At 66.2% G+C, this 24,389-nt stretch carries 26 protein-coding genes; 15 read left to right on the top strand and 11 right to left on the bottom strand.

What is annotated here, in order from left to right; genetic code table 11:
- The first annotated feature begins 161 nt into the window (after positions 1–161).
- Both A6E15_RS05685 and A6E15_RS05680 read left to right on the top strand, forming a co-directional pair.
- Positions 162–938, top strand: a complete 777-nt coding sequence (locus tag A6E15_RS05685) for an NAD-dependent epimerase/dehydratase family protein (RefSeq protein ID WP_076144590.1) — start codon at positions 162–164, stop codon at positions 936–938.
- A 64-nt stretch (positions 939–1,002) separates the two neighbouring features.
- Positions 1,003–1,338: a DUF7535 family protein gene (locus A6E15_RS05680; RefSeq protein WP_076144588.1), complete on the top strand. Its 336-nt coding sequence runs from the start codon at positions 1,003–1,005 to the stop codon at positions 1,336–1,338.
- A gap of 103 nt (positions 1,339–1,441) precedes the next feature.
- Here A6E15_RS05680 and A6E15_RS05675 read toward each other — a convergent pair whose 3' ends face one another.
- Together A6E15_RS05675 and A6E15_RS05670 are read right to left on the bottom strand one after the other, a co-directional pair.
- Positions 1,442–2,464, bottom strand: a complete 1,023-nt coding sequence (locus tag A6E15_RS05675; RefSeq protein ID WP_076144586.1) for a glutathione S-transferase family protein — start codon at positions 2,462–2,464, stop codon at positions 1,442–1,444.
- 87 nt (positions 2,465–2,551) lie between these two features.
- Positions 2,552–3,541 (bottom strand): calcium/sodium antiporter, encoded by a 990-nt coding sequence (locus tag A6E15_RS05670; RefSeq protein WP_076144584.1) that lies wholly within the window; start codon positions 3,539–3,541, stop codon positions 2,552–2,554.
- A gap of 112 nt (positions 3,542–3,653) precedes the next feature.
- Here A6E15_RS05670 and A6E15_RS05665 point away from each other — a divergent pair, with 112 nt between their 5' ends.
- Positions 3,654–4,748 carry a DNA methyltransferase gene (locus tag A6E15_RS05665; RefSeq protein WP_076144582.1) on the top strand — a complete coding sequence of 365 codons (1,095 nt, stop codon included), beginning with the start codon at positions 3,654–3,656 and terminating at the stop codon, positions 4,746–4,748.
- A gap of 145 nt (positions 4,749–4,893) precedes the next feature.
- Here A6E15_RS05665 and A6E15_RS05660 read toward each other — a convergent pair whose 3' ends face one another.
- Positions 4,894–5,568 carry a potassium channel family protein gene (locus tag A6E15_RS05660; protein ID WP_076144580.1) on the bottom strand — a complete coding sequence of 225 codons (675 nt, stop codon included), beginning with the start codon at positions 5,566–5,568 and terminating at the stop codon, positions 4,894–4,896.
- 192 nt (positions 5,569–5,760) lie between these two features.
- On the opposite strand from A6E15_RS05660, the gene A6E15_RS05655 reads away from it, so the two are divergent.
- Entirely contained in the window at positions 5,761–7,197 is a 1,437-nt protein-coding gene (locus A6E15_RS05655) for an NCS2 family permease (RefSeq protein WP_076144578.1), read from the top strand.
- Between the two features lie 127 nt (positions 7,198–7,324).
- A complete protein-coding gene (locus A6E15_RS05650; RefSeq protein WP_076144576.1) occupies positions 7,325–7,582 on the top strand; it encodes a glutaredoxin family protein in 258 nt (85 codons plus the stop codon).
- A gap of 225 nt (positions 7,583–7,807) precedes the next feature.
- On the opposite strand, the gene A6E15_RS05645 is transcribed toward A6E15_RS05650, so the two are convergent.
- Entirely contained in the window at positions 7,808–8,773 is a 966-nt protein-coding gene (locus A6E15_RS05645) for a transcriptional regulator (RefSeq protein ID WP_076144574.1), read from the bottom strand.
- Between the two features lie 182 nt (positions 8,774–8,955).
- Between A6E15_RS05645 and A6E15_RS05640 the strand changes: the two genes are divergently transcribed.
- Positions 8,956–10,257 carry a tRNA(Ile)(2)-agmatinylcytidine synthase gene (locus tag A6E15_RS05640; RefSeq protein ID WP_076144572.1) on the top strand — a complete coding sequence of 434 codons (1,302 nt, stop codon included), beginning with the start codon at positions 8,956–8,958 and terminating at the stop codon, positions 10,255–10,257.
- 47 nt (positions 10,258–10,304) lie between these two features.
- Here the strand turns inward: A6E15_RS05640 and A6E15_RS05635 are convergent, their stop codons facing one another.
- From A6E15_RS05635 to A6E15_RS05625, 3 genes are all read right to left on the bottom strand, one after another.
- Positions 10,305–10,508, bottom strand: coding sequence for a VNG_1110C family protein (locus tag A6E15_RS05635; RefSeq protein ID WP_076144570.1), 204 nt, complete (start codon positions 10,506–10,508; stop codon positions 10,305–10,307).
- A 147-nt stretch (positions 10,509–10,655) separates the two neighbouring features.
- A complete protein-coding gene (locus A6E15_RS05630) occupies positions 10,656–12,278 on the bottom strand; it encodes a COG1361 family protein (RefSeq protein WP_076144568.1) in 1,623 nt (540 codons plus the stop codon).
- A 241-nt stretch (positions 12,279–12,519) separates the two neighbouring features.
- Complete coding sequence (locus A6E15_RS05625; protein WP_076148198.1) at positions 12,520–12,924, bottom strand: universal stress protein; 405 nt, start codon at positions 12,922–12,924, stop codon at positions 12,520–12,522.
- 235 nt (positions 12,925–13,159) lie between these two features.
- Here A6E15_RS05625 and A6E15_RS05620 point away from each other — a divergent pair, with 235 nt between their 5' ends.
- The 3 genes from A6E15_RS05620 to A6E15_RS05610 all read left to right on the top strand — a co-directional run bounded on the left by A6E15_RS05620 (position 13,160) and on the right by A6E15_RS05610 (position 17,097).
- On the top strand, positions 13,160–14,272 hold the full coding sequence (locus tag A6E15_RS05620; RefSeq protein WP_076144565.1) for an OBG GTPase family GTP-binding protein: 1,113 nt from the start codon (positions 13,160–13,162) through the stop codon (positions 14,270–14,272).
- Between the two features lie 275 nt (positions 14,273–14,547).
- Positions 14,548–16,260 carry a Na+/H+ antiporter NhaC family protein gene (locus A6E15_RS05615; protein ID WP_076144563.1) on the top strand — a complete coding sequence of 571 codons (1,713 nt, stop codon included), beginning with the start codon at positions 14,548–14,550 and terminating at the stop codon, positions 16,258–16,260.
- A 48-nt stretch (positions 16,261–16,308) separates the two neighbouring features.
- Positions 16,309–17,097, top strand: a complete 789-nt coding sequence (locus tag A6E15_RS05610; protein WP_076144561.1) for a VOC family protein — start codon at positions 16,309–16,311, stop codon at positions 17,095–17,097.
- A gap of 75 nt (positions 17,098–17,172) precedes the next feature.
- On the opposite strand, the gene A6E15_RS05605 is transcribed toward A6E15_RS05610, so the two are convergent.
- From A6E15_RS05605 to A6E15_RS05595, 3 genes are all read right to left on the bottom strand, one after another.
- Entirely contained in the window at positions 17,173–17,562 is a 390-nt protein-coding gene (locus A6E15_RS05605; protein ID WP_076144558.1) for a universal stress protein, read from the bottom strand.
- 398 nt (positions 17,563–17,960) lie between these two features.
- Complete coding sequence (locus A6E15_RS05600) at positions 17,961–18,278, bottom strand: DUF7521 family protein (protein WP_076144555.1); 318 nt, start codon at positions 18,276–18,278, stop codon at positions 17,961–17,963.
- A complete protein-coding gene (locus A6E15_RS05595; protein WP_076144553.1) occupies positions 18,275–18,622 on the bottom strand; it encodes an ArsR/SmtB family transcription factor in 348 nt (115 codons plus the stop codon). Before A6E15_RS05595 ends, A6E15_RS05600 begins: the two co-directional genes overlap by 4 nt.
- Before the next feature lie 233 nt (positions 18,623–18,855).
- On the opposite strand from A6E15_RS05595, the gene A6E15_RS05590 reads away from it, so the two are divergent.
- The 4 genes from A6E15_RS05590 to A6E15_RS05575 are packed head-to-tail and all read left to right on the top strand — an operon-like array spanning position 18,856 to position 21,804.
- A complete protein-coding gene (locus tag A6E15_RS05590; protein ID WP_076144551.1) occupies positions 18,856–19,035 on the top strand; it encodes a cytochrome oxidase in 180 nt (59 codons plus the stop codon).
- Entirely contained in the window at positions 19,032–19,823 is a 792-nt protein-coding gene (locus A6E15_RS05585) for a cupredoxin domain-containing protein (protein ID WP_076144550.1), read from the top strand. The genes A6E15_RS05590 and A6E15_RS05585 overlap by 4 nt, the downstream gene beginning before the upstream one ends.
- Positions 19,820–21,577, top strand: coding sequence for a b(o/a)3-type cytochrome-c oxidase subunit 1 (locus tag A6E15_RS05580; protein WP_076144549.1), 1,758 nt, complete (start codon positions 19,820–19,822; stop codon positions 21,575–21,577). Before A6E15_RS05585 ends, A6E15_RS05580 begins: the two co-directional genes overlap by 4 nt.
- Positions 21,577–21,804 carry a CbaC protein gene (locus A6E15_RS05575; RefSeq protein ID WP_076144547.1) on the top strand — a complete coding sequence of 76 codons (228 nt, stop codon included), beginning with the start codon at positions 21,577–21,579 and terminating at the stop codon, positions 21,802–21,804. Before A6E15_RS05580 ends, A6E15_RS05575 begins: the two co-directional genes overlap by 1 nt.
- A 48-nt stretch (positions 21,805–21,852) precedes the next feature.
- Here A6E15_RS05575 and A6E15_RS05570 read toward each other — a convergent pair whose 3' ends face one another.
- Positions 21,853–22,584, bottom strand: a complete 732-nt coding sequence (locus A6E15_RS05570; RefSeq protein WP_076144545.1) for an alpha/beta hydrolase family protein — start codon at positions 22,582–22,584, stop codon at positions 21,853–21,855.
- A gap of 134 nt (positions 22,585–22,718) precedes the next feature.
- On the opposite strand from A6E15_RS05570, the gene A6E15_RS20815 reads away from it, so the two are divergent.
- Positions 22,719–22,883 (top strand): hypothetical protein, encoded by a 165-nt coding sequence (locus A6E15_RS20815; protein WP_006179539.1) that lies wholly within the window; start codon positions 22,719–22,721, stop codon positions 22,881–22,883.
- A 323-nt stretch (positions 22,884–23,206) separates the two neighbouring features.
- Positions 23,207–24,331: a tyrosine-type recombinase/integrase gene (locus A6E15_RS05560; protein ID WP_076144541.1), complete on the top strand. Its 1,125-nt coding sequence runs from the start codon at positions 23,207–23,209 to the stop codon at positions 24,329–24,331.
- Positions 24,332–24,389 lie beyond the last annotated feature (58 nt).

The following is a 24,389-nucleotide window of genomic DNA, read 5'->3' as shown; positions in this document are numbered from 1 at the left end:
GCGACCGAGGCGCACAGCGAGCCCCGGGAATCCAGAGCGAGAGGGGCTTTCGAGGGCGTTGTGTCCGCGTCTCCGGCGTCCGGATTACTCGCAGCGGCGCACACGACTCGGCAAGAAGACGCCGGCCCGACCTATTTTGCACCGGTGGCCGTCCACCTCGTATGACGAACGTCGCCATCACCGGCGCGGCGGGCAACGTCGGCCGAAAGGCAATCGACGCGTTCTCCGACGACGACCACGACCTCGCGCTGTTTACCCACCACGAGACCTCGGATCTCGAGTCCGAAACCCTCGAGATAACCGATCGCGAGGCGTTTCTCGAGGCGCTCGCGGGCCAGAATGTCCTGCTCCACCTCGCGGCCAACCCCTCGCCGCGGGCCGAGTGGGACGCGGTCCGAGAGCCGAACGTCGACGGCGTCTACAACGCCTTCGAGGCGGCCGCCGAGAACGACCTCGAGCGGGTGGTCTTCGCGAGTTCGAACCACGCGGTCAACATGCGAAACGTCGTCTCGGGGATCCGGCCGGAGTCGACGGTCGGCAAACCGGAGATCGTTCGGCCGGGCGGTCCGACCGATCCCGACACCTACTACGGCGTCACGAAGGTCTTCGGCGAGGCGCTGGGGTCGTACTACGCGACGCGCCACGGGCTCGAGGTGGTGAACCTGCGGATCGGCTGGCTGCTCAGCCGCGAGCAACTCCGCGCGGAGTGTCGCGAGCGCGACGGGGCCGGCGAGCGCTACGCCCGCGCGATGTGGCTCAGTCCCGGCGACTGTCGACGGCTGCTCGAGGCGGCCGCGACGGCGACGCTCGAGGGATCGCCGCTCGTCGCACACGGAATCTCCGACAACTCGGAGCGGTTCCTCTCGCTGTCCGAGACCATGCAAGCGCTTCAGTATCGGCCGCAAGACGACGCCGAGGCAGTGCTGGACGGCGAGTAGAACGACGGCGGCGAGGACCCGCCGAATCGAAAGACCGAACACCGATACGTTCGTACGATCGCATATGTCAGTCAAGGTGTCCGAGTCGACGGGGTACGGGCCCAACACCCAGATGTCCCTGTTCGGCTATATTATGGCCGCGGTACTCGTGATCGTCTTGCTCCCGCTGATTCCAGTCTTGATCCCGGTCTGGATCCTCTGGAAAGTGTTCGTCTCCGAGGAGGAGTTCGGCCACAGCTTCGAGGACTGGCGGCGCGACACCGGCCGTACCCCCGATGACCGTGCGGCCGCCGCCGAGGCGGAATCCGCAGCGGCAGACGCGGACGACGCCGAAGACGACGACGTAGCGGACGATACCGAGTCCGGGGACGAAACCGAACAGGCGACTGCGGAGTCCTGACGCCGCAAGATTTCTCTTCTGCTCGGGGACGACCTATAGTAGCTCTTGAAACGATTTACACACCGATCACAACGCTGTCCTGCGATCGGGTGTGCGTTGACTTTCAAGAGCTACTATAGTCGTCGGCGCTGGCGGCCGCGACCAGATCCGACGGCGGGCCGCCGGGGAGGTCGTCGCGGTCGTGGGGTTGCTCGAAGTCTACGTCCGGACCCCTGGCGACGATTCGGTGGGGGTTGACGTCCGGGTGGGTCGTGTAGTAGTGTTCTTTGATGTGGGCCATGTTCACCGTCTCGGCGACGCCGGGCGTTCGGTAGAGGTCGCGGAGGTACGGCCAGAGGTTGTCGTACTCGCGAATGTACTGGACGTTACACATGAAGTGCGTGTGATAGACGTTATCGAACCGGACGAGCGTCGTGAACATCGCGATGTCGGCCTCGGTCAGCCGGTCGCCCGCGAGGTAGCGCTGGTCGGCCAGCACCTCGTCCCAGTGGGAAAGCGCCGCGAAGAGGGCGTCGACCGCCTCGTCGTAGGGTCCCTGCTTCGTCGCGAAGCCGGCCCGGTAGACGCCGTTGTTGATCGGGTCATAGATGTCGTCGATGATCCGGTCCACCTCGTTCCGGTAGCCCTCGGGATAGAGATCCACGTCCCGCCGAGCGTATTCGTCGAACTCGGTGTCGAGCATCCGCATGATCTCCTCGGACTCGTTGTTGACGATGGTTCCTTCCTCGGTGTCCCACAGTACCGGCACCGTGACGCGACAGGTCGCGTCGGGATCCGCTTTCACGTACAGTTCACGCAGGGAATCGGCGTCGTGGACGTGATCGCGCGTACACCCTTCCTTCTCGGGGGTGAACTGCCAGCCGTCCTCGTCCCGGTAGGGGTCGACGATCGAGACCGAGATCGCGTCCTCGAGGCCCTTCAGCGCCCGCGTTACGAGCGTCCGGTGGGCCCACGGACAGGCGTCGGAGACGTAGAGGTGATACCGGCCCGCCTCCGGCTGGAACCGGGCGTCTGGGTCGTCGCGGACGCGGTCGCGGAACGGCGACGTCTGGCGCTCGAACGAGCCGTCGTCGTCCGTCGACTCGTAGGCGTCGGTTCGCCACTCGCCGTCGACGAGCATGTTCATACTCGCATCCAAGGGCCGGTGTCCTCATATGCCCTCGCTAACACTCGTGTCACCCGACTCGGGACGCCGATCGACGACACCGCGGCGTCAGAGGAGGGCGCTGACGGCCCAGTAGCCCGCGCCGGCCGCGACGAGGGCAGCCCCCTCGAGGCGGGTCAGCTGCCGGCCCGTTGCGAGGACGACCGTTGCGAACGCGGTCAGGGCGGCGAGCCACCCGAGCGCGAGAACGACCGCCGGATCGACGGTCAGCGGACGGGCTGTGGCGGCCAGCCCCAGTACACCGAGCACGTTGAAGACGCTCGAACCGACGACGTTGCCCGCGGCGATCCCGGTATCGCCACGGCGGGCGGCCACGACGGAGGTCACTAGCTCCGGCAGCGACGTGCCAGCCGCGACGATCGTCGCGCCGACGACCCATTCGGAGATTCCCGCCGAGAGGGCCAGTCCGACGGCGGCGTCGACCAGTACGCGCCCGCCGACGATCACGATCGCGAGCCCCGCCGCGGTTCGGCCGGCCTCGAGGCCGAGGCGGACTTCTCGCCCGTCGCCGTCGACCGTGACGGACGCGGCCGCGTCGTCGGTTCCGCCGTTCGAGTCGCCCGTCGGTTCGCCAGCCTCGTCCCCGCCCCTGACCGCGATCACGAGCGCGCCCAGATAGCACGCGAGCAGCGCGAGGAGGACGGCCCCCTCGAGCCGCGAGACGAGGGCGTTCGCGAGGACGGCGACCGCGACGGCCGTCGAGGCGGCCATCGCCAGTACGTCCCGTCGAAGCAGCGGTTCGGCGACGCGAAACGGCGCGATGACGGCGACGAACCCGAGGATCACGCCCAGGTTGAACACGTTCGAGCCGACGACGTTGCCGACCGCCACGTCGCCCTGGCCCTCGAGGGCGGCCCCCGTCGAGACGACGATCTCCGGCGCGGACGTGCCGAAGGCGACCACCGTGAGCCCGACGACGAGCGCCGAGATCCCGGCCGCGCCGGCGATCCTCGAGGCTCCGGTCACGAGGAAGCGAGCGCCGACCCAGAGCGCGAGGACGCCGACGGCCAGCGAGACGGCGTCTCCGAGGGGGACCATCGTACCGGATCCCTTCGGACGGGGCCGCCAAAAACGACGGGGACGGCCCCCGGCGCTCGAGCCGGCGGAGCGCGAAAGGAGTATTTAAACGGGTCGCGCGACCACTCCTGGTATGGCAGACGACGGGGACCGGCACCGCCAGAGCCGGCTGTTCACGGACGACGACGGCGGGTTCGACGCCGAGCGCGCACGCGAGGAGTCCCTGCCCGTCGAGGACGGCGAGGTGATCGACACCGACGAACTGGCCGATCACCAGACCTACCTCGAGGGCCGCGGGATCTACGACGAGCGCAACCGGGTCAACGACCTCACCGGCAAGGAGTGGAAGTACGCCACCAAGTCCGTGATCCCCGAGGGGTACCCGCCGGACCTCCAGCACGATCTCCGGGGCGAACACGGCGGGCAGAAACCCCCGCGACTCTGTGCGGAACTGATCGGCCGGTTCAGCAAGGCCGGAGACACCGTCCTCGATCCGTTCGCCGGCGTCGGCGGCACCTTGCTGGGCGCGAGCCTCTGCGAACACGAGGGGACCGGCCTGCGGGAGGCCATCGGCTTCGAGCGCACGCGGCGGTGGGTCGAGATCTACGAGACGGTCCTCGTCCGGGAAAACGAGGAGAGACGCGAGCGCGGCGACCCCCCGCTGGCCGCACAGGACATGCGCCACGGCGACTGCGCCGAACTGATCGAGGGAGTTCCCGACGACTCGGTCGACCTCCTGTTGACCGACGTTCCCTACTGGCACATGGACGAACTCGAGCAGACGCGCAACGAGCGCCGGACCCGCGAGAGCAACCTGGGGTCGTTCGACGGACCGGCGGCCGACGATGCGGACGACGAGAGCGCCGGCGGCGACGCGGACTCCACGTCCCGCGAAGCGGGGTCGACCGACGACGAGTGGGAGACGAAAGCCGACTGGCTCGAGGATATGGCCGCGAAGTTCGACCGCTTTACCGACGCGGTCACACCGGACGGTCACGTCGTCGTTTTCATCGGCGATATGTACCGCGAGCAGTCCTACGAGTTCCTCGCCGCCGACCTCGCGCGGGCGATCGAATCGGCGGCACCGCTGACGCTTTCGGCGAACCTGATCTGGTACGATCCGACGAAGGACCTCCACGTCTACGGCTACCCGTTTTCGTTCGTCCCGTCGATGGTCCACCAGAACGTTCTCGTCTTCCGACCCGACGACGATTCGGACGCGAACTGACAGTCGTCAGTCGATCGTCTGACGCGGTTTTATTGGGCTCGGATCCGTCGGAACGAACAGGCGCGCTGGCGGCCTCCCCACCCCTCCCCCCATCCGTCCGTCCGCGCGCCTACTACCGTTCCTCTCCCCCCTTCCGATCCGACCGCTACCGCGAGGTTCGGGCGCCTGCAGGCAACAGCGACGATCGAACGTCGGCCGCGCGGTCGGCCTCGGTGACGATCGCGACCTCGTCGCCGACCGCGAGTTCGGTCCCGGGTAGCGGGATGGTCAGCGGTTCGCGAGCGCGCCCGTGTGCGTAGATTCGCGCGGCCTCGGGCAGGTCGAGTTCGCTCATCCGCTTCCCGACTGCGGGCGATCCCTCTCGAATCTCGAGGACGGTCAGCTGGAGGTTCGCCGCGAGGTCGGCGACGACGTTGAAGTCGCCGCCCAGAAGCGCCGTCTTCGCGCCCGCCGCACCCAGCCGCTCGGGGTAGATGATCTCGTCGACCTCCGCGGCGTACTTCTCGTAGATGTCCTCGCGGTAGTCCTCGTCGATCCGCAGGACGGTCCGACAACCGTGGTGCGTGCCGACCATACAGGCCGCGAAGTTGGCGTTGAGATCGGGCGTGAACGCACCGATCGCGTCGGCGGTCCCGATATCGGCGTCGACGAGGACGTCCTCGTCGGCACCGTCGCCGTGTCTCGTCTCGAACCCGTCGTCGCCGGCGCGTTCGATCCGGTCCGTGTCGTTGTCGACGACGACGACGTCGTGGCCTTCCTCAGCGAGGATGCGCGCGGTCCGGGAGCCGACTCGCCCGTACCCCACGATGACGAACCTCATGTGAACGAGGTACACGCTCCGGGGTAAAATACGTTCGTCCGGCATCGTCGCTCGCGGCGGCGCGACACCGCAGCGCTCGAGGCGGGCGTGGGTCGGCGGGCTCGGGTGTGTATGCACGAACGTGGCTACATTTCGCGTCGATCCGGACAAGAACGCTTAACTAACCCCTGTTGTTATGCTCGAGCATCCAATATGGGGGCACTCGACTCGCTCGCAGCGTACTTCCGATTCGGCGACCACGAGACCGACCTCGAGACGGAATCGATCGCGGGGCTGACGACGTTCCTGGCGATGTCGTACATCATCGTCGTCAACCCGATCATCCTCGGCGAGGCGATCTCGCTCGAGGGCTACCGTTCGGGCGAGGTCACGCAGATGATCACCGTCGCGACGATCCTCTCGTCGGTGGTCGCCATGCTCGTGATGGCGTTCTGGGCGAACCGGCCGTTCGGCCTCGCGCCCGGGATGGGACTGAACGCCTTCTTCGCGTACACGGTCGTCCTCGGGCTCGGCGTCCCGTGGCAGGTCGCGCTCGCGGCCGTCTTCGTCGAGGGGATCGTCTTCATCGTCCTGACTGCCGTCGGCGCGCGTCGCTACATCATCGAACTGTTCCCCGAACCGGTCAAGTTCGCCGTCGGGGCCGGGATCGGCGTCTACCTGCTCTTTCTCGGCCTCCAGGAGATGCAACTCGTCGTCGACAACCCGGACACGCTCGTTTCGCTGGGCAACGTCGCGACCAGCGCCGTCGCGGCGCTGTCGGTCGCCGGGCTCGCGCTGATGCTCGTCTTACACGCCCGCGGTATCAGGGGCTCGATCGTCATCGGAATCCTCGTTACCGCCGTCGCCGGCTGGCTCCTGACGGCCCTCGACGTCGTCTCGCCGGGGACGCTGACGCCGCCCGGAAGCTACGAGCAGATGACCAACGAAGGCCTGCTTGGCCTGATCGCGAACGTCCAGTACGACTTCACGCCGCTGGTCGCCGGCTTCGTCGACGGCCTCGGCATGATCACCGACGATCCGCTCGTCTTCGTGCTGGTCGTGTTCACGTTCTTCTTCGTCGACTTCTTCGACACGGCCGGAACGCTCATCGGCGTCTCCCAGATCGGCGGCTTCCTCGACGAGGACGGCGACCTCCCCGAGATAGAGAAACCGCTGATGGCCGACGCGATCGGGACCACGGTCGGCGCGATGATCGGGACCTCGACGGTGACGACCTATATCGAGTCCTCGACCGGCGTCGAAGAGGGCGGCCGGACCGGCTTCACCGCGCTCGTGGTCGGCGTCCTCTTTTTCCTGTCGCTGCTGCTCGTGCCGCTAATCAGCGCGATCCCGCAGTACGCCTCCTATCTGGCGCTGGTCGTCGTCGGAATCATCATGCTACAAGGCGTCACCGACATCGACTGGCAACACCCCGCATGGGCGATCTCGGGCGGGCTGACGATCACGGTCATGCCGATGACCGCGTCGATCTCGAACGGGCTCGCCGCCGGGATCATGAGCTACCCGCTCGTCAAGGGCGCGATGGGCGAGGCCGACGACGTCTCGGCCGGGCAGTGGGCGCTCGCTCTCGCCTTCGTCGTTTACTTCGCCGTCTACTTCGCCGTCGACGCCGGGATGCTCTCGTTCTGACGGCCCCGTCGCTCTCCGGACGCGGTCAGCGTTTCGCTCGCGGGTCGCCGTGTCGTCGCCCGCCGCGATTCCGGCAACCGGTCGGGCGACCGGTGGGCTGATACGGCTTCCGGGACAACGGTTTTTTATGGCAGACATCACGATGTACGAACTCCCCGGCTGCCCGTACTGTGCAAAGGTCCGCTCGAAACTCGACGAACTCGACCTCGAGTACGACACCATCGAAGTGCCCCGCTCCCACGGCGATCGGACGGAAGTCGAGACGGTCAGCGGCCAGACCGGCGTGCCGGTCATCGTCGACGAGGCCAACGGGATCGACGGGATGTCGGAGAGCGACGACATCGTTGAATACTTGGAGAAGACCTACAGTAGCGGCGCGACCTGAAGCCGACAGGAGCCGATTTTCTCGAGTTTCGGTCGCCTCTTCTCGTCCGACGGGTGATCGTTCGTCGACTATAGTGGCGATTGAAACTCGAGGTACACCCGCTCGCAGGACTGCGTTGCGATCGGTATGTGAACGTTTCAGTCGCTACGATAGCTACTGTTCCCAGAACCGTCTACAGACGGAGTACCCGATAGAAAGCGACGGTCGTGGCGGGGAGAGGCCGACTCAGGCCGCCTCTTCGTAGTCGGCGCGTTCCCGGATGACGTCGCGGAGTTCGTCGGCGTTCCGGAGGTCGGCGAGTTCGTCGCGTTCGACCAGAGCGGTGCCGTCGACGTTGTCCTGTTTCGCGCGGTCGACGACGTAGACCGAACGGGTGCGGGTCACGTGGCCGATCGAACTCATGATCCGGGCGCGTTTCTCCGCGGCCTTGGTGAACTCGGAGTGGCCGGTCAGGACGACGTCGCTGTCGTCTTCGTCCTCGCTGACCGCGGTAAACGGCGAGCGGACCGTCGGATGGACGCTGTAGCCGGCCCGGGTGAAGACGGCGACGACCTGTTCGTCGTCCGGGTCCGCCGCGGGGTCGTCCGGCGTCGCCTCGCTCTCGTGGACGTCGTCGGCCCCCTCGAGGACGTCGACGGGACTGGTCAGCGGTGCCTCGAAGAGGTCCTCGAGTTCCATCGCGACCTCGACGGAGGCGTTCATGCCGTCCTCGTACTTCGAGACGGTCCGGCGGGAGACGCCGAGTTCGCTGGCGAGTTGTCCGAGGCTCCAGTCGCGGTCCTCGCGTTCGTCGGCCAGCAGGTCGCCGTCGATGTTGACGTAGAGGCCGCCGGGAGCGGCGTAGATCAGCGGCGGGACCTCCTCGATGAAGAGATTGTACGCCGTGTCGGGACTGAGGACCGGCACGCCGTGTCGGAAGTAGGTGACGTCGGGTTTCAGGTCCTCGTCGCGACTCCGCAGGCCGATGACCAGCGGCGTCGCCCGGAGGTAGGTCCCCAGTCGCCGCATCTCGTGGCCGGTCGCTTCGTTGAACGCGTCGATGTTCGCGAGGATCTTGACCAACAGCAGATCGTCGCCGCGACGCGCGGCGATATCGAAGCTCTTCGGCCGGATCGCACACCGGTCGCTTACCACGAATCCCGCGTCCTCTAACATCGCGGTCACGTTGCCGACCATTGCGGAGCGGGACATAGGGGGTTGTAAGCGATTCCTCCTATAAGACGTTTTCCCCGATATGTCCGTGTGCCGTATCGCGATTCGAACTCATATCGGGAACATGTTTATATACTTGATTCGGCCCGCGGCCGGCGACGCTCCCGCGCCGACCGCGCCGTCCCGAAAGGGGTTACTCGCTGCTCGGCCAAGGACCGCCGATGACCGTCGTCGGGATCGACGATACCGACTCGCGCGAGCGCGGCATGTGTACGACCTACGTCGCCGCGACGATCGCCGAGCGACTGCGACGGGATCACGGAGCGTCAGTTTCCCGACTTCTCCTCGTCCGCCTCAATCCCGCCGTCGAGTACAAGACGCGAGGGAACGCCGCGCTGGCGATCCATACCGACTGCGATTCCGAGACGGCGTTCGCCGTCGCCCGCGACCGCCTCGAGGCGCTTTCCGAAACCGCCGACGAACGCACGAATCCCGGGCTGGTCGTCGCCGATCACCGCCCCGACGACGTGGCCGACGCGGTGTGCCGATTCTCGCGGGCGGCGATCCGCGATCACCTCGAGATCGACGACGCCGCGGCGCTCGTCGACGACTGCGGCTATCGGTCGTGGCACGCCGGCGACGGTCGGGGCCGCATCGGCGCGGTGGCCGCCGTCGGCGCGTGGGCGGCCCTTTCGGAGTGGACCTACGAGTACATCACCTACCGCGAGCCGGAACGGTGGGGAACGCCTCGCGACGTCGATCACGAGAGCGTCTTCGCGGCGGCCGACTGGGGGTATCCCGCGGTCTGGGACACCGTCGACCGCGGCGAGGACGAGACCGTCTGCGTCCCGCACACGCCGGGCCCGATCCTGCACGGGATCCGCGGCGACGACCCGGACGCGGTCCGGGCGGTCGCCCGGCGGATCGAGGGCGAACCGGCCGCCGCGAGCCAGCTGTTCGTGACCAATCAGGGGACCGACGTCCACCTTCGGAACGGGACGATCGCCGAGGTGAGAAACGGGCGGGCCTACCGGCTCCCGGGTCGAGTCGCCAGCGAACCCGAGACCCGCCGCGGCGGCCACGTCTTCGTCGACCTCGAGCCGCCCGAGGCCGGCGAGAGCGCAGCGACCGCAGCCACCGAGCGACTGAGCTGTGCCGCCTTCGAACCGACGAAGCGGTTCCGCGATCGGGTACGGGCGCTCCGGGTCGGCGATCGAATTACGGCCTGTGGCGAAGTGGCGGACGGCACGATCAAACTCGAGAAGCTGGCGGTCCGCGACCTCGTCCGCACCGAGCGGGTGACGCCGACCTGTCCCGACTGCGACCGGCGGATGAAAAGCGCCGGTCGGAACCAGGGGTACCGCTGCCGGGACTGCGGGACGAGCCGGGACGAGAAGGCGATCCGACGCCTCGAGCGCGCCCTCGAGCCCGGCTGGTACGAGGTGCCGCCGTGTGCGCGCCGCCACGTCGCGAAGCCGCTGGTCCGGGGCGGGTTCGACGCGCCGACGCACCCGGAGCGATAGGGGATCGGCGGGGCGGCTCGGCGTAGCAGCGTCCGCGCCGGCCGGGATCAGCGGACGCTGACGCCGCGGCGGGTGAGAAACTCGTGGACCGCTCGGATCTCGACGGGACTGCCGATGATCCGACGGCGGTCCTCGCCGGCCGACGCGATCGTGACGGTGAACGCCTCGTCGAGCTGCGGCTCGAGGGACTCGAGGGTCTCCGCGGGAAGCACGATCTGGGTGCTGTCACGCAGCTGCGACGCGTTCGACATACTCGAGGGTCTCCCGCCGGTCGTTTAGGTGTACCGGAATTTCGTTGGTAATGGTAATTAAACTGGGTGGTAGTATCCGGGACTATCGGCCGACGCGGGCCGCAACCGGCGACGCCACACGGGGCCGTCGACCGAGGCGATCGAGCGTCAGTCCGTCCCGTAGACCGTCACCGTCCGGGTGTCGCTCGTGTGGGGCGACCGAACCGACACCGGGAACGTGTCGTCGTTGGCGACCGGGTAGGTGTCGTAGCCCAACCGGACCGTCGCCGTCTCGCCCGGTTCGAGCCCGACGCGTCGGGTATCGACCACCGTCGGCGAATGGCCGACCACGAGTTCGACGTCGCCCGACCCTGCTGTCCCGCCGACGTTTTCGACGGTCGCGGTCACCGCGAGAAAGTCGCCGCCCGACACCGGTGCCTTCGTCCCGGTAATCGACACGGCAAACTGCGCCTCGTCGCCGCCGTCGCCCCCGTCGCGACCGGACACGAGGACGGACCGCGAAGCGCTGTCGTCGCCCGTCCGCACGCGGACGGGAAACTCGTCGTCGTTCTCGACGGGATAAGTATCGTAGCCCATCGTTACCGCCGTCGTCTCGCCCGCGCCGACGGTGACCGATCGGCTATCGACGGTCGTCGGATCGTGCCCCACCACGAGTTCGACCTCGCGACTCGCCGGCCCCTCGCCCGTGTTCGCGAGCGTGACCGTCACCTCGAGCCGATCGCCGCCCGTCACCGGCGCGTTCGTCTCGAGGCCGGTCACCGCGAGGTGACCCTGCCCGTCGTCCTCGGTGCCGATGACGGTGACGTCGGTCTCGGCAGCCGCGTGGCGCGTCTCGAGGCGGGCCGGGAACGTCTGGGTGTTGCGGACCGTCGCGGTGGTGAACTCGAGGGAGACCGGCTCGGACTCGCCCGCGAACACCTCGACGGTTTCGCTGTCGACGCGGGTCGGATCGTGACCGACGATCAGCTCGACGGTCGCCTCGACGAACGCGTGATACGTCGAGTCCCCCTCGACCGCGACCTCGGCGTCGACGACGAGGTCCTCGCCCGCGTGAACCGGGTCGTTCGTCCCGGTGATCGAGACGTCTCGCAACGCCTCGACCGACGGGCCGTCGGTCCGGACGGCCCGCGTCCGACCGTCGCGACAGACGACCCAGGCAATCATCGGATAACCGCCGACGAACCAGATCGCGTCACCCCCGGTCGTGGCGTAGGTAACCGTCGCCGTCGATCCCGACAGGTCGACCCGCTCGAGGTACGTGGCGTTTCGCCCCTCCTGCCAGACGAGCCGGTGGAAGTTCCCGTGGTCGTCGGCAGCCGTCGCGGTGACCTCGATCGACTCGTTCGGCGTGACGGTCGCGTCCGGTCCCGGCTCGCAAGTCACCTCGACGGACGGGGCCGGCGGCGCGTCGTCGGTGACGGTGACCTGCCAAGAGAGGGTCGCCCCGTCGGCGGTCACCGACACCTCGTAGATGCCGGACTCCTCGAACCGGCCGTGAGCCGCCGGGTTCCCCGTCCGGTACGTGTAGCTCCAGAAGGGTGCGGCCGGCGCGAGATCCGCCGCTCCCGGACCGTCGACCGTCCACTCGGCCGTCGTCGGTTCGACGCCCGGCGTCGCCGCCGCTTCGAACACGACGTCCTGGCCGGGCCGGACCGTCGTCGCGTCGCCGACCGGACAGCCCCGCTCGAGGGAGATCGACTGGGTCCTCGTCCCCATTCCGAGCCCGCCCACGCTGCTTCCCACCGCCATGACGTAGTCTCGCCGTCGCATGCGATGACGTACGTCCGCTCGGCTCGAATAGCTAACAGAACGTTGACGATACGAAGGGGTTCGATAAAACGACTCTCGGTGAACGGGTCATATCGGATCCGTCCCCCGTATCACTCGACCGTCCGTGTGGGTTCGTCGTTTCCGACGCCCGCCGCTGTCGCCGTCTTCGTGATCGCCGTGTTCGTCCGCGAACCGGGGGTCCGCGAGGAGTCCCGACGCGGGCCGGCTTCCGTCCCGATCGTTACCTGACGATCACGACCGAAACGGGAGAGCGACGCGTCACGGTCTCCGCGACGCTTCCGAGGAGTACTCGCGACACCCCCGACCGACCGCGACTCCCCATCACGACGTACTCGATGTCCCGATCCTCGATGTAGCGGAGGATCGTTCGCGCGACGTGGCCTTCGGTCATCGACGTCTCGATCGTCCGATCGGATTCGGCGGCGATCGTCTTCGCCTCCTGAAGGATCGTTTCTCCCTTCTCCCGGGCGTACTCGTAGGGCGACGTTCCCGGATCCGACGGAATCCGAGTGACCTGAACGACGTGTACGACGTGAATCTTCGCGTCCGGAAACAACTCGAAGGCCTCCGTAAGCGCGGCGGTCGCCTGCTGGGAACCATCGATCGGGACCAGAACGCGAACCATGGTCATTGGAAACGCCGCACGCAGAAATTCCTTCCCCCAACTGGACAGTATCCCGACCGTTTCGGGTCACGATCCGCCGTCGATCGAAGCGAGGCGCAACTCAGATAGTCGTACTCGAAGCGAAGGGGTCTGGGTCGAGTCTCATCCTGTGACGAGCGGGTCTCGCGGTCGATCAGCGATCGGAGGGCGACGTTCTCGAAAGGGTTTTTCGGCGCGACCGGTTGTGTACGGACAAATGGGGCTCGAGGACGAGATCGAGGAGATCGAAGAAGAAATCGCCAACACGCCCTACAACAAGTCCACGGAGGCCCACATCGGCCGGCTGAAGTCCAAGCTCGCCGAAAAAAAGGAGAAACTCGAGAACCAGCAGTCCGGCAGCGGCGGTGGCGGCGGCTACTCCGTCGAGAAACACGGCGACGCGACCGTCGCCCTGGTCGGCTTTCCGAGCGTCGGCAAATCCTCGCTGTTGAACTCGCTGACCAACGCCGAGAGCGAGACCGGCTCCTACGAGTTCACGACGCTGGACGTCAACCCCGGGATGCTCAGCCACCGCGGCGCGAACATCCAGCTGTTAGACGTCCCCGGCCTGATCGAGGGCGCGGCCGCGGGCAAGGGCGACGGCCAGCAGGTGCTGGCGGTGGTGCGCAACGCCGACCTGATCGTCTTCATGCTCTCGGTGTTCGAGATCGAACAGTACGACCGCCTCCGGAAGGAACTCCACGACATCAACATCCGCGTCGACCAGCAGCCCCCGCGGGTCACGGTCCGGCCGAAGATCAAAGACGGCATCAAGATCACCTCGAGCACCGACCAGGACCTGGACGAGGACACGATCAAACAGGTCCTCCGTGAACACGGCTACGTCAACGCCGTCGTCAACCTCCAGGAGAACGTCACAATCGACCGGCTGGTCGACGGCCTGATGGAGAACCGCGAGTACATCCCCTCGATCACCTGCGTCAACAAGGTCGACCTCATCGACCCCGACTACAAGGAGACCGTCGACGAACAGCTGCGCGAGCGCGGGCTCGACCCCGAGGAAGTGACTTTCATCAGCGCCGAGGAGGAGAAAGGCCTCGAGGCACTCAAGGACCGCCTCTGGGAGAACCTGGGGCTCATCCGGGTCTACATGGACAAGCCCGGCCGCGGGATCGACTGGGAGGAGCCGCTTGTCGTCGAGGAGGGCGCGACCGTCGGCGAAGCGGTCGAGAAGCTCGGCGGAGAGATGGAGGAGCGATTTCGCTTCGCCCGCGTCACCGGCCCCAGCGCGGCCCACGACCAGCAACAGGTCGGGAAAGATCACGTCCTCGAGGACGAGGACGTACTGAAACTGATTCTGCGACGTTGACGTCCTCCGTGAACGCCTGTTCACCGGTCCAATTCGCCATCTAGAGGGTGACTATAGTAGCTCTTGAAACGAGTTACACACCGATCACAACGCTGTCCTGCGATCGGGTGTGCATTGACTTTCAAGAGCTACTATAGATAGAGTAGCCACTGAAACGAGTGCTACGCCGATCGCACGACAGCGGTGCGATCAGGTGTGCATCGACGTTCAGTGGCCACTACAGTGGCCAAATCGGAACGATGAAGCATATCCGGAGACCGGACGACTAGGTAGCTATGGCAACCTACGGCGCGCTCTCGCTCGCACCGCCGCTGCTCGCGATCGCGCTCGCGATCGTGACCCGCCGGCCGATCCTGTCGCTGTTTCTCGGGATCTGGTCGGGCGGCGTCATCGCGACCGGCAGTCTCGGTATCGGACGAACGTTCGACTGGATCGTCGGCTCGATCGCCGACGAGTTCCACGCCCAGATCCTCGTGTTCACCCTGTTGCTGGGGTCGGGGGTCGCGCTGATCTGGCGCCTCGGCGGGGCGACCGCCGTCCGCAACTGGGCGGTCGCCAACCTCGAGACCCCGCGAAAGACCGGACTGGCGACGTGGATCCTCGGGATGGCCATGTTCTTCGACGACTACGCGAACACGGCCATCGTCGGCAGTACGATGCGGGAGATCTCCGACCAGATGCGTATCTCCCGGGAGAAACTCTCCTACATCGTCGACTCGACGGCCGCCCCCGTGGCGACGCTCGGCCTCTCGAGTTGGGTAGCGTTCCAGCTGTCGATGATCGAGGACGGCTACAGTACGCTCGCGGACGCGGACAACGGCGTTTCGGCGGCCGATACGCCGGGCGCGTTCGAGACGTTCGTCGGCTCGATCCCGTTTAACACCTACTCGCTGCTGGCGATCCTCATGGTCGGGATCATCGTCGTCTCGCGGCGGGATTTCGGCGAGATGCTCGACGCCGAACACCGCGCGCGGCAAACCGGGAAGGTCAACCGCGACGACGCTCAGCCCCTACAGGAAGTCGAGAAGGACCTGGGCGCCCCCATCGAGGACCGACCGATGCTCCGGACGTTCTTCGCGCCCGTCGTCGTGTTGATCGCGGTCACGCTGGCCGGGGCGTTCTGGACCGGCTATCAGGCGTGGCAGGCCGACCAGGCCGACGCCGGCGCCACGACGTCGCTCGAGACGGCGATCGGGGCCGACAATCTCGTCCCGGTCCTGATCGACGTCGTCGGCTCCGGGAACTTCGCGGCGGCGCTCGTCTGGGGATCGTTCGGGATGGTGGCGACCGCGATCGCCATCGGTCTGTTCTACGACCTCTTCGGTATCGGGGACAGTACCGAGTCGATCCTCGACGGGTTCGGCCTCATGCTGACGGCGGTGACGGTGCTGGTCCTCGCGTGGTCGATCAGCGCGGTCGCCGAGGACCTCGGGACCGGCGAGTACGTCGCCGGCGCCGCGGAGGGCGTCGTCTCGCCCGCCGTCCTCCCGATCGTCGTGTTGCTCGTCTCGGCGTTCGTCGCGTTCACCATGGGGTCGTCGTGGGCGACGATGGGGATCGTCACGCCGATCGCGATCCCCGTCGCCTACGAACTGACCGGGACGTTCGAGCTGATGCCGGCGATGGTCGGGGCAGTGTTCTCGGGCGCGATCTTCGGCGATCACGCCTCGCCGATCTCGGACACGTCGGTCCTCTCGTCGACGTTCACCGGGGCCGACCTCATCGACCACATCCGGACGCAACTGTCCTACGCCGGCACCGTCCTGTTCGTCGTGATCGTCTGTTACGCCCTCTACGGCTTCCTCGGCGTCTCGCCGGTCTTTTTCCTGCCGCTGGGCGCCGTCCTGCTCGTCGGCCTGGTCTACGCCCTCTCGGAACTCGACGCCCTCCGCAAGGGACTCGATCCGAAAGCCGCCTCGGTCGAGGTCGACCTCGGCGAACGCGGCCCCGGAACCGACCCCGGTTCGACCCCCGACGACCTCGATTAGACCGCCGTCTTCGCCACGTTTTTGCCGTCTGCTGGCCTGTCTTCGCGTATGGACGGAACGCTCGATCACACGATGATTCGCGTCGCCGACCTCGAGGAATCGCTCGAGTGGTACGGGACCCACCTCGACTACGAGGAGAAAGACCGCTACGAGGGCGACGGCTTCACTATCGTCTACCTCGGCCCCGAGGAGATGCACGAGGAGGGTGCGATGCTCGAGATTACCCACAACGAGGGCGAGGAGCCCGAGCTGGGCGACGCCTGGGGCCACATCGCCGTGCGAGTTCCGGAGGGCGAACTCGAGGAGTACTACCAGCAGCTCATGGACGAAGGCGTCGACGATTACCGGGATCCCGAGTCCTGTGGCGGGCGGTACGCGTTCGTTACAGATCCCGACGGTCACGAGATCGAGATCGTCCAGCGCGAGACCGGCGCACTGTGGTCGCTCGATCACACCATGATCCGGGTCGAGGACGCCGACGAGGCGCTGGGCTTCTGGACCCGCAAGTTCGGCTACGACGAGGTCGGCCGCTGGGAGGCCGACACCTTCGCGAACTACTTCGTCGAGCCCGCAGACGTCGCCGACGAGGCGATGTCCGTCGAGCTGACCTACAACTACGACGGCCGCACGTACGACATGGGCGACGCGTGGGGTCACCTCTGTGTCCGCCTCGACGACCTGCAGGACGACTGGGAACAGCTCATGACCCGGGAGGCTCCCGACTACCGCGACCCCGAGAGCTGCGACAACATGTACGCGTTCACGAAGGACCAGGACGGCCACGAGATCGAACTCATCGAGCGCGACCTCGAGGCCGACTCGCTGTTCCCGTTCTGAACTCCGGGCGTTCTCTCCGTTTTTCGGGCCGTATCGAGCCGGTCGGCACTCGAGTCGTCGGCTACGAAGGCGACGCTAGAGGTCCGGGATCGGCACGACGACGACCGGTCGGTCCGCGTCTGCGTCCGCGAGAAGTCCCCGAGTCGTCGATCCCAGTTCGCGCGTCGTCTCGGGATCCCCGCCGTGCGCTCCGACGACGAGTTCGTCGGCCGACGATTCCGCCGCCGCGTCGCGGAGTTGCGCGACCGGGGAGCCGGTGCGGACCTCGGTCTCGACGTCGCCGACCGTCGCGAGCCGGACCGGAGCGACGTTCAGTGCCTCCTCGCAGTCCCGACGTGCCGTCGGGTCGTCGGCCGGCGCGACGGCGACCACCGTGACGGCGTCGTCGCCGGTCGCTCGCCCCTCGAGGTAGTCACAGATCGCTGCGGTGGTGTGGACCGAGTCGGTCCCGGCGAGATACTGCATGGCCGACAGCAGGGCGGCAGTCGACACAAACCTATGGGATCGAGCATCGGAAACGCGTCGAGCCGGCGGATTTTCCGACTCGGAAAACGCTCTCCGATCACTAATAGGAACGGGCCGGTAGCGGAAAGCGGGGGACGAGATAGGCCAACCCCGCACGCCTGCGTGGTCCCCCGCTCCCCCGCATCCGATCATCCCACGGTCGCGACGCCTGCCCCACACGTCCCCGCGATCCCCCCTCGCGCGGAGACGTGCGGCGTCGGCCGTTTCCCTGAGCGTTGGTCCCCGTCGCTTCGGCCCGGTCGGTCCGCCCGGATTCTCGTACCGTTTGCTGTGAGTCAGTACCGGTGGAGCCGCCTACTGCCCTGCAGTCTATCGGTACATCGTGACAGCAAACCGTATCAGTGGCGGCCGTACAGCGAATACGTGATCGCGACCAGTCCGAGCAATCGACTCACGTTCTCGAGCAGCGCGATGACGACCTGATCGGGATCGACCAGCGTCGTCACGAAGACGTTGAGCAGGAACGGAAACACCGTCAACAGCGAGAGTCCGATGGAGAGATAGAGCATCGACCGTGCGTCGTTGCGCCGGTACCCCCGGTAGGCCTGATACGCGATGACCGCGCCGAACAACGCGACGAGGAAGAGACTCGCGACGGTCAGCAGTTCGAACAGCGTCGCCTCGTCGATCCGGACGACGTTTCGACTCGCGATCATCGCATCCCCTCCCACATTCGGGTGAACTTGTCCGCGACGTCTTCCTCGCGATACGTCAACTCGAGTTCGAACGAGCCCTCCTCCAGGGACAGTTCGAGCTGGTCGAGGTTCGCACTATAGACGCTGTAGTGATTGCCGTCGGGTGCGAGTTCGGTCTCCTCGGTGACGAGTCGACATTCCTCGAGGCGATCGAGTCGGCGATAGATCGTCGGGAGGGATGCATCACACCGTTCGCTCAGGGTACTAGCAGACATGGGTTCGACGCTCGTGTGAGTGAGGATGTCCCGTGCGTACTCGTCGTCGAGAACCGAAAGCAGGGTCGACAGATCGGTTTCCTCACTCACTGGTATAGCAGTTCCTTCCGGCATGGGTATGAAAAGCGGTCCGGTTTTTCTGAGTGAGAAAACGCCGTCGCCGGCCGCCGTAACGACCCGCCTCGATAGCGAGAGCGTCCGTTCTCGGCGAACGAAACGATCGGCGCCAGTGACGGTAATAAACGCTTTCGTCGTCCAAGTCGGGATTTCGAGTGCGAACACTCCACAGGGGTTATTTTCTCGACTGTGGTGGCGATTCAGATATGAATTCTCCTGTTTCGCGGGAGATCGGCCACGACGAGTACGATCCATGGGGGACACTCGCGCTCATCGCGCTGTACTTCGTGGCGCTCGTACTCATGTGGCTGTTCACGTACTTCGTCGAGTTCGTCGGGAACGACCTGACAGTGTATGGCACGGTCGTGTCGGTGATCCTGGGATGAGGATCCACACGTACGAGAAGCTCTGGCTCGTGGGCTCGATGGTCCTGATCGTCGGCTTCATCGTGACGATCACGTACGGCTCGGTCGGCCTCGGCATCTCGATGATCGACGACGAGGACGAGAACGTCGCACCGACCGAACTCAACGACGACGAACGCTTCGGCGAACCGCGAGTCGAACAGGTCGGTGATGACGAGTACGCGGCCTACGTCGTCGCCCAGACGTTCGTCTTCCAGCCCGATCCGATCGAAGTCCCGGCGAATAGCGAAGTCACGTTCCACGTGACGAGCCGCGACGTGATCCACGGCTTCTACGTCCCCGGAACGAACCTCAACGCGATGGCCATTCCGGGACAGGTCGCGGAGATGTCCGTCGAATTCGACGAACCTGGCGAGTACGGCCTCATCTGCCACGAGTACTGTGGCTCCGCCCATCACGACATGGAGGGACTGATCGTCGCACAATCCGAGAACGAGTTCGACCTGACCGACCTCTCCGTCGAGGCACCGGATGAGGTCGCTCCGGGCGAGACGATCGAACTCACCGCGACGGTCGAAAACGGGCAATTCGAGCCACTCGAGACCACCGTCGACGCCGAACTCGGCAACGAGACGTTCCAACAGAACGTGACCGTCGACGGCGAAAGCAGCGAGAACGTAACGTTTACAAGCGAGAGCGATACACTCGGCGAGGGCGAACACGACTGGTCGGTCTCCGTCGAAGACTACGAGGAAACCGGATCGGTGGAAATAGAGGGCAACGAATCAGCGGAGGGTGACGAGTCATGACGGCACTGTTCGTCGACGAGTACCCCGCAGAGGCACGCGTCGTTCGTGCTGCCTTTCTGAGTTCGTTCATCGCGTTCGGGATCGGGGCGATCTTCGGAATCATTCAGGCCTTTCACCGGACGGACCTCTTTCGGTTCATCGATTCAGCAGACTACTACACCGCCCTGACTGCCCACGGTGTCTTCCTCATCATCGCGTTCACGATCTTCTTCCTCGTCGGACTGTATCAGTGGGCGATAACGGACAGCCTCGATCGGGGGCCCGTCGACATCCGGTTCACCTGGCTCTGGTATGGGCTGATGTCGATCGGATCACTGCTCGCGGGGATCACGATCCTCGCTGGGTTCCTCAACGAACCCCCGATGGTACTCGGCTCGGAGTTGAGTTCGGACACACTCTTTACGTTCTACGCTCCCCTACTGGGCCATCCGCTCTTTTATATCGGGCTCGTCGTCTTCGTCGTCGGCACGTGGCTGGCCGGGTTCGACTGGTTCCGGACGTGGTGGACCTGGAAAGACGACAACCCAGGCGAGCGGATTCCACTCCCGACGTTTATGGTGTTGACGACGATGCTCATGTGGTATCTCGGCACGCTCGGCGTCGCGACCTCACTTCTGGTGTTTCTCCTGCCGTGGTCGCTCGAGATCATCGACAGCGTCAATCCCTTGCTGACCCGGACGTTGTTCTGGTTCTTCGGCCACATGGTCGTCTACTTTTGGGTGTTGCCGGCGTATCTGCTGTGGTACAACGTGTTACCGAAGCTCTCGGGCGGACGACTGTTCAGCGATCCGCTCGCACGGGTCGTGTTCATCCTGTTCGTCCTGCTGTCGACGCCGGTCGGCATCCACCACCAGTACATGGACCCGGGCATCGCAGAGGGGTTCAAGTTCATCGCGATGACGAACACGATGTTCCTGCTGTTGCCGAGCCTGTTGACCGCCTTTACCGTCGTCGCCAGTATGGAACACGGGGCCCGCCAGCGCGGCGGTGAAGGGACGTTCAAGTGGCTCCGAGCCCTTCCGTGGCGGAATCCCGCCTTCACCGGGATGGCGCTGGCCGGCGCGGTCTTTGCCTTTGGTGGCTTTACCGGGATCGTCAACGCAGGCATGAACATCAACTACCTCGTCCACAACGCGCTGTGGATCCCCGGGCACATCCACACGCAGGTGGGAACCGCGTCCGCGCTGACGTTCATGGCTGGGTCGTACTGGCTCGTCCCACAGCTGACCGGTAATCGGCTCGTCGGCCGGCAGATCGCCCTCTTTCAGGTCGTCCTCTGGTTCGTCGGCATCGTGTTCATGACGAACTCGATGTACCGGGCCGGGCTCGTCGGCGTCCCGCGCCGAACGGCGGAGCCACAGTACCAGGGCTTCGACTACAACGTCGGCGTCGGATCGATGGGCGAACTCAACGCCCAGCTCGCACTCGGCGGCACCTTGCTGTTTATCTCTGCAATGCTCTTCCTCGGGCTCATGGCACTGACGGTGTTCAACGCCGATAGCGAACCGGTCGTCGACGGGGAGATCCCCGCGGCGCTGTCCGGCCCGGACGACTCGCCGCGGGTTCTCGACAACCTGCGGCTGTGGTTCGGAATCGCGTTTCTGCTCGTCGTCCTCGCTTACGCCCTGCCACTTGCCAGTATCGCGAACGATACGGGCCTCTTCGGCCGGGATATCAGATCGTTCCCCGTCTCCAGCGAAGCGGTCATGTATCTCGAGTTCGGACTAGAATACGTTGGAGCGTTAGTCACCTGATGCATACTTCCCCAGCTAAATTACTGATCCTCATCGCACTGAGCCTCGTGATCCTCGTCGAGGGACGGACGGTGCTGGCGTTCTTCGGGGTGAATATTCCGCCGCTCGAGACGGCGCTGGTCGGACTCGTCATCATCGTCGTCCTCATCGTTTGGGCGATCAGACCGATCCGTGGTGCCCCTTGGAGACGGAGTGACGAGGACACGGGCGAAGATACAAACGCGTGAGTCCCCGATCGGTGGGACGGCAACTCTCGGTTCGACACCGGCCGGTGATTAGCTATCGCCCCACTCGAGCCAGCCGAACAGTCGGTCGCGCAACCGCCGTTCGCCGGCCTGCGAGAAGCGATGGCCTTCGCCCGCGAACCGTTCGAGGAGGACGTCGGTCTCGAGTCGCTGCGCGGCCGCGAAGCTGTCGGCGGGATCGACGACGTCGTCGGCCCCGCCGTGGAAGATCGCGACCGGGACCGCGAGCGACCCGATCACGTCGTCGAAGGGGTGCCGATCGAGCGCCTCGAGAAACCGGCGGTCGATCCGCTCGCCGGTCTCGAACTGCACCGCCCCGTCGCGATCGATGGTGTCCCGAGAGTCGTCGAACGTATCGGTAGTCGTCACGGGCGCGCGCGTCGCGACCGCCCGCGCCCGGTCGTCCGTCGCGGCGGCGTGGAAGGCCACTTTCCCGCCGAAACTCGAGCCGAAGAGGACGTACGAGTCCGGGTCGAAGTACTCGATGACGCCCCGGAGATCGGCCAAGCGGGCCTCGAGGGTGGCGTCGACGAACGCGCCGTCGGACTCGCCACAGCCCCGGCAGTCGAACCGGACGGCGTTGTACCCCTCCCTGACGGCCCGCCGACACCGGCCCTCGTAGCTTCCGGACTTGTCGCTGCGGAGACCGTGACAAAACACGATCCAGTCGTCCGAGTCGGCCTCGTGATGAACCGCGGCGACCTCGGGGGCAGCCCCCGTCGCCGTCGCCGTTTCGATCGAGATCCTGTGTGATTCCGGCATGGTCCGAAACGACGACCGGCAACGTCTTGATCCCGGCGCTGTTCTCGGGAGGGGGTCGCGGTGTCGGTGCCGACTCGAGCGCCCGAGCCCCGGCCGGCGAATCGTTTATCGCTCCCGACGGAGTCGTCCCGACTATGACCCGCACGACCTACCGCTGTCCGTGTGGTGCCCGCCTCGAGTTCAAACAGGACCTGCGGAAGGAACGCGGGACACCGACGCCCGAGTGGAAATGCAAAGACTGTGGGACGCCGGTACCGGGGATGACGGCCGAGAAGATCCGCCACCAGCATCCGTCCTGACCGGCGGCTCGAGCGAGTTCGCCGATCATGGCACCAGATATAACCCAAATTCGGATATATGGAATCGCCGCGATCGCATACGAGAGTCCGATGTTGGAGCCGTCGTCGTGGGCGGCCGAGACGGTCCGTTTTTTCCACCCTCGTGGGATCGAAACACAGATTTAGGGCCGTGGAACAGTACCACACGAACAGATGATTCCGAACGACTCCCTCGCGACCTGCGCCGCCCGCGACTGCGGTCGCCGCCGGCGAGCGACCAGGAATCGCGCTGTCCGGCGACGATCCGGGACGGCCGACGCGGGCGTCGGGCGGGTGATCGCGCCGTGACCGGCGTCGCGATCACCGACGCGGTCGACACCTACATCCAGCGCAAGGCGGTGGGAGATCCCGACGGCTCTGGCGCGGGTGCCTACGCGTCCAACGCCGAGTCGATCCTGCGGCGGTGGGCCGAGTGGCTCGAGGCCGACCACGGGATCCGATCGATCGCCGCCCTTGAAGTCGACCACATGCGCGCCTACGCCGCGGAGCTTCGCCGTCGGACGGAGCGGGGAGAGTACACCGCCTCGACCGCCGGCACCTACTACGCCGTGGTCCGGGCCTTCCTCTCGTGGTGCGTTCGCGGCGGCATCCTCCAGACTAACCCCGCCGCGACCGACCGCGCCGAGTCGGCGCTGCCGACCGCCGACGCCCGGCCCGCCAGCGACTCGTGGACGGCCGACCAGCGACGCGAACTCGAGCGCCACGTCCGCGAGCGGGCGCTCGAGTCGGGGGCCCAGTCGACGAGCGAGCGCCGGCGGCGGCTGCGCGAGTACGCGATGGTGGCCGTCCTCGCCCACTCGACGGTCCGGGGCTCGGAGCTGTTCCGAGTGCCCGACGACGACCGCCGCACCGGCGCGACGTGGGACGACGTCGACTTCTACACCGGAACGATCCGCGTGCTGGGCAAGTCCCAGCGCCTCGAGGACGTCCCCCTCCCGGCCCGCGCGCGGACGCCGCTGCGTCGCTACCGGATCGTGCTGGACCCGCCCGCGAACGACTGGCCGCTGTTCCCGACCGGCCACGCGCCGTCGATCGCCCGCCGCGTGCGGACGGTACTCGCCGAGCGCGACCACGACGAAGCGGAGATCGAGTCGCTGCTCGAGTCCGCGACGGCCCGGGAACTCGCCCGCGAGCGCGCGATCGCGCCCCCGGCGATCACCACCGAGGGGGCCCGGTCGGTGCTGCGACGGCTCTGCGAGGCGGCGGGACTCGAGGTCGACGGCGACTACCTGACGCCGCGTGGCGTTCGTGGGGGTCGCTCCGGGGACGAGTACCGACAGGAGGCGACGGCATCGAAGCCGACGCTACGGGCCTCGGTCCTGGAGCAGTCGATCGCCGTCCCACCCGAGGAGCCGCTGGTCGTCGACGCCGAACCGGTCGAGGGCGAGGAGTCGACCGACACGGACTGACAGAACTGAACTGCGATTTGACGATTCTCACCGAGTCTCGAGTCTACGCGAGCGGGTC

The organism is Natrinema saccharevitans, assembly GCF_001953745.1.
GTDB lineage: Archaea > Halobacteriota > Halobacteria > Halobacteriales > Natrialbaceae > Natrinema > Natrinema saccharevitans.
The sequence above is the reverse complement of the archived record's forward strand: the minus strand, read 5'-3'. Positions and strand labels throughout refer to the sequence as shown.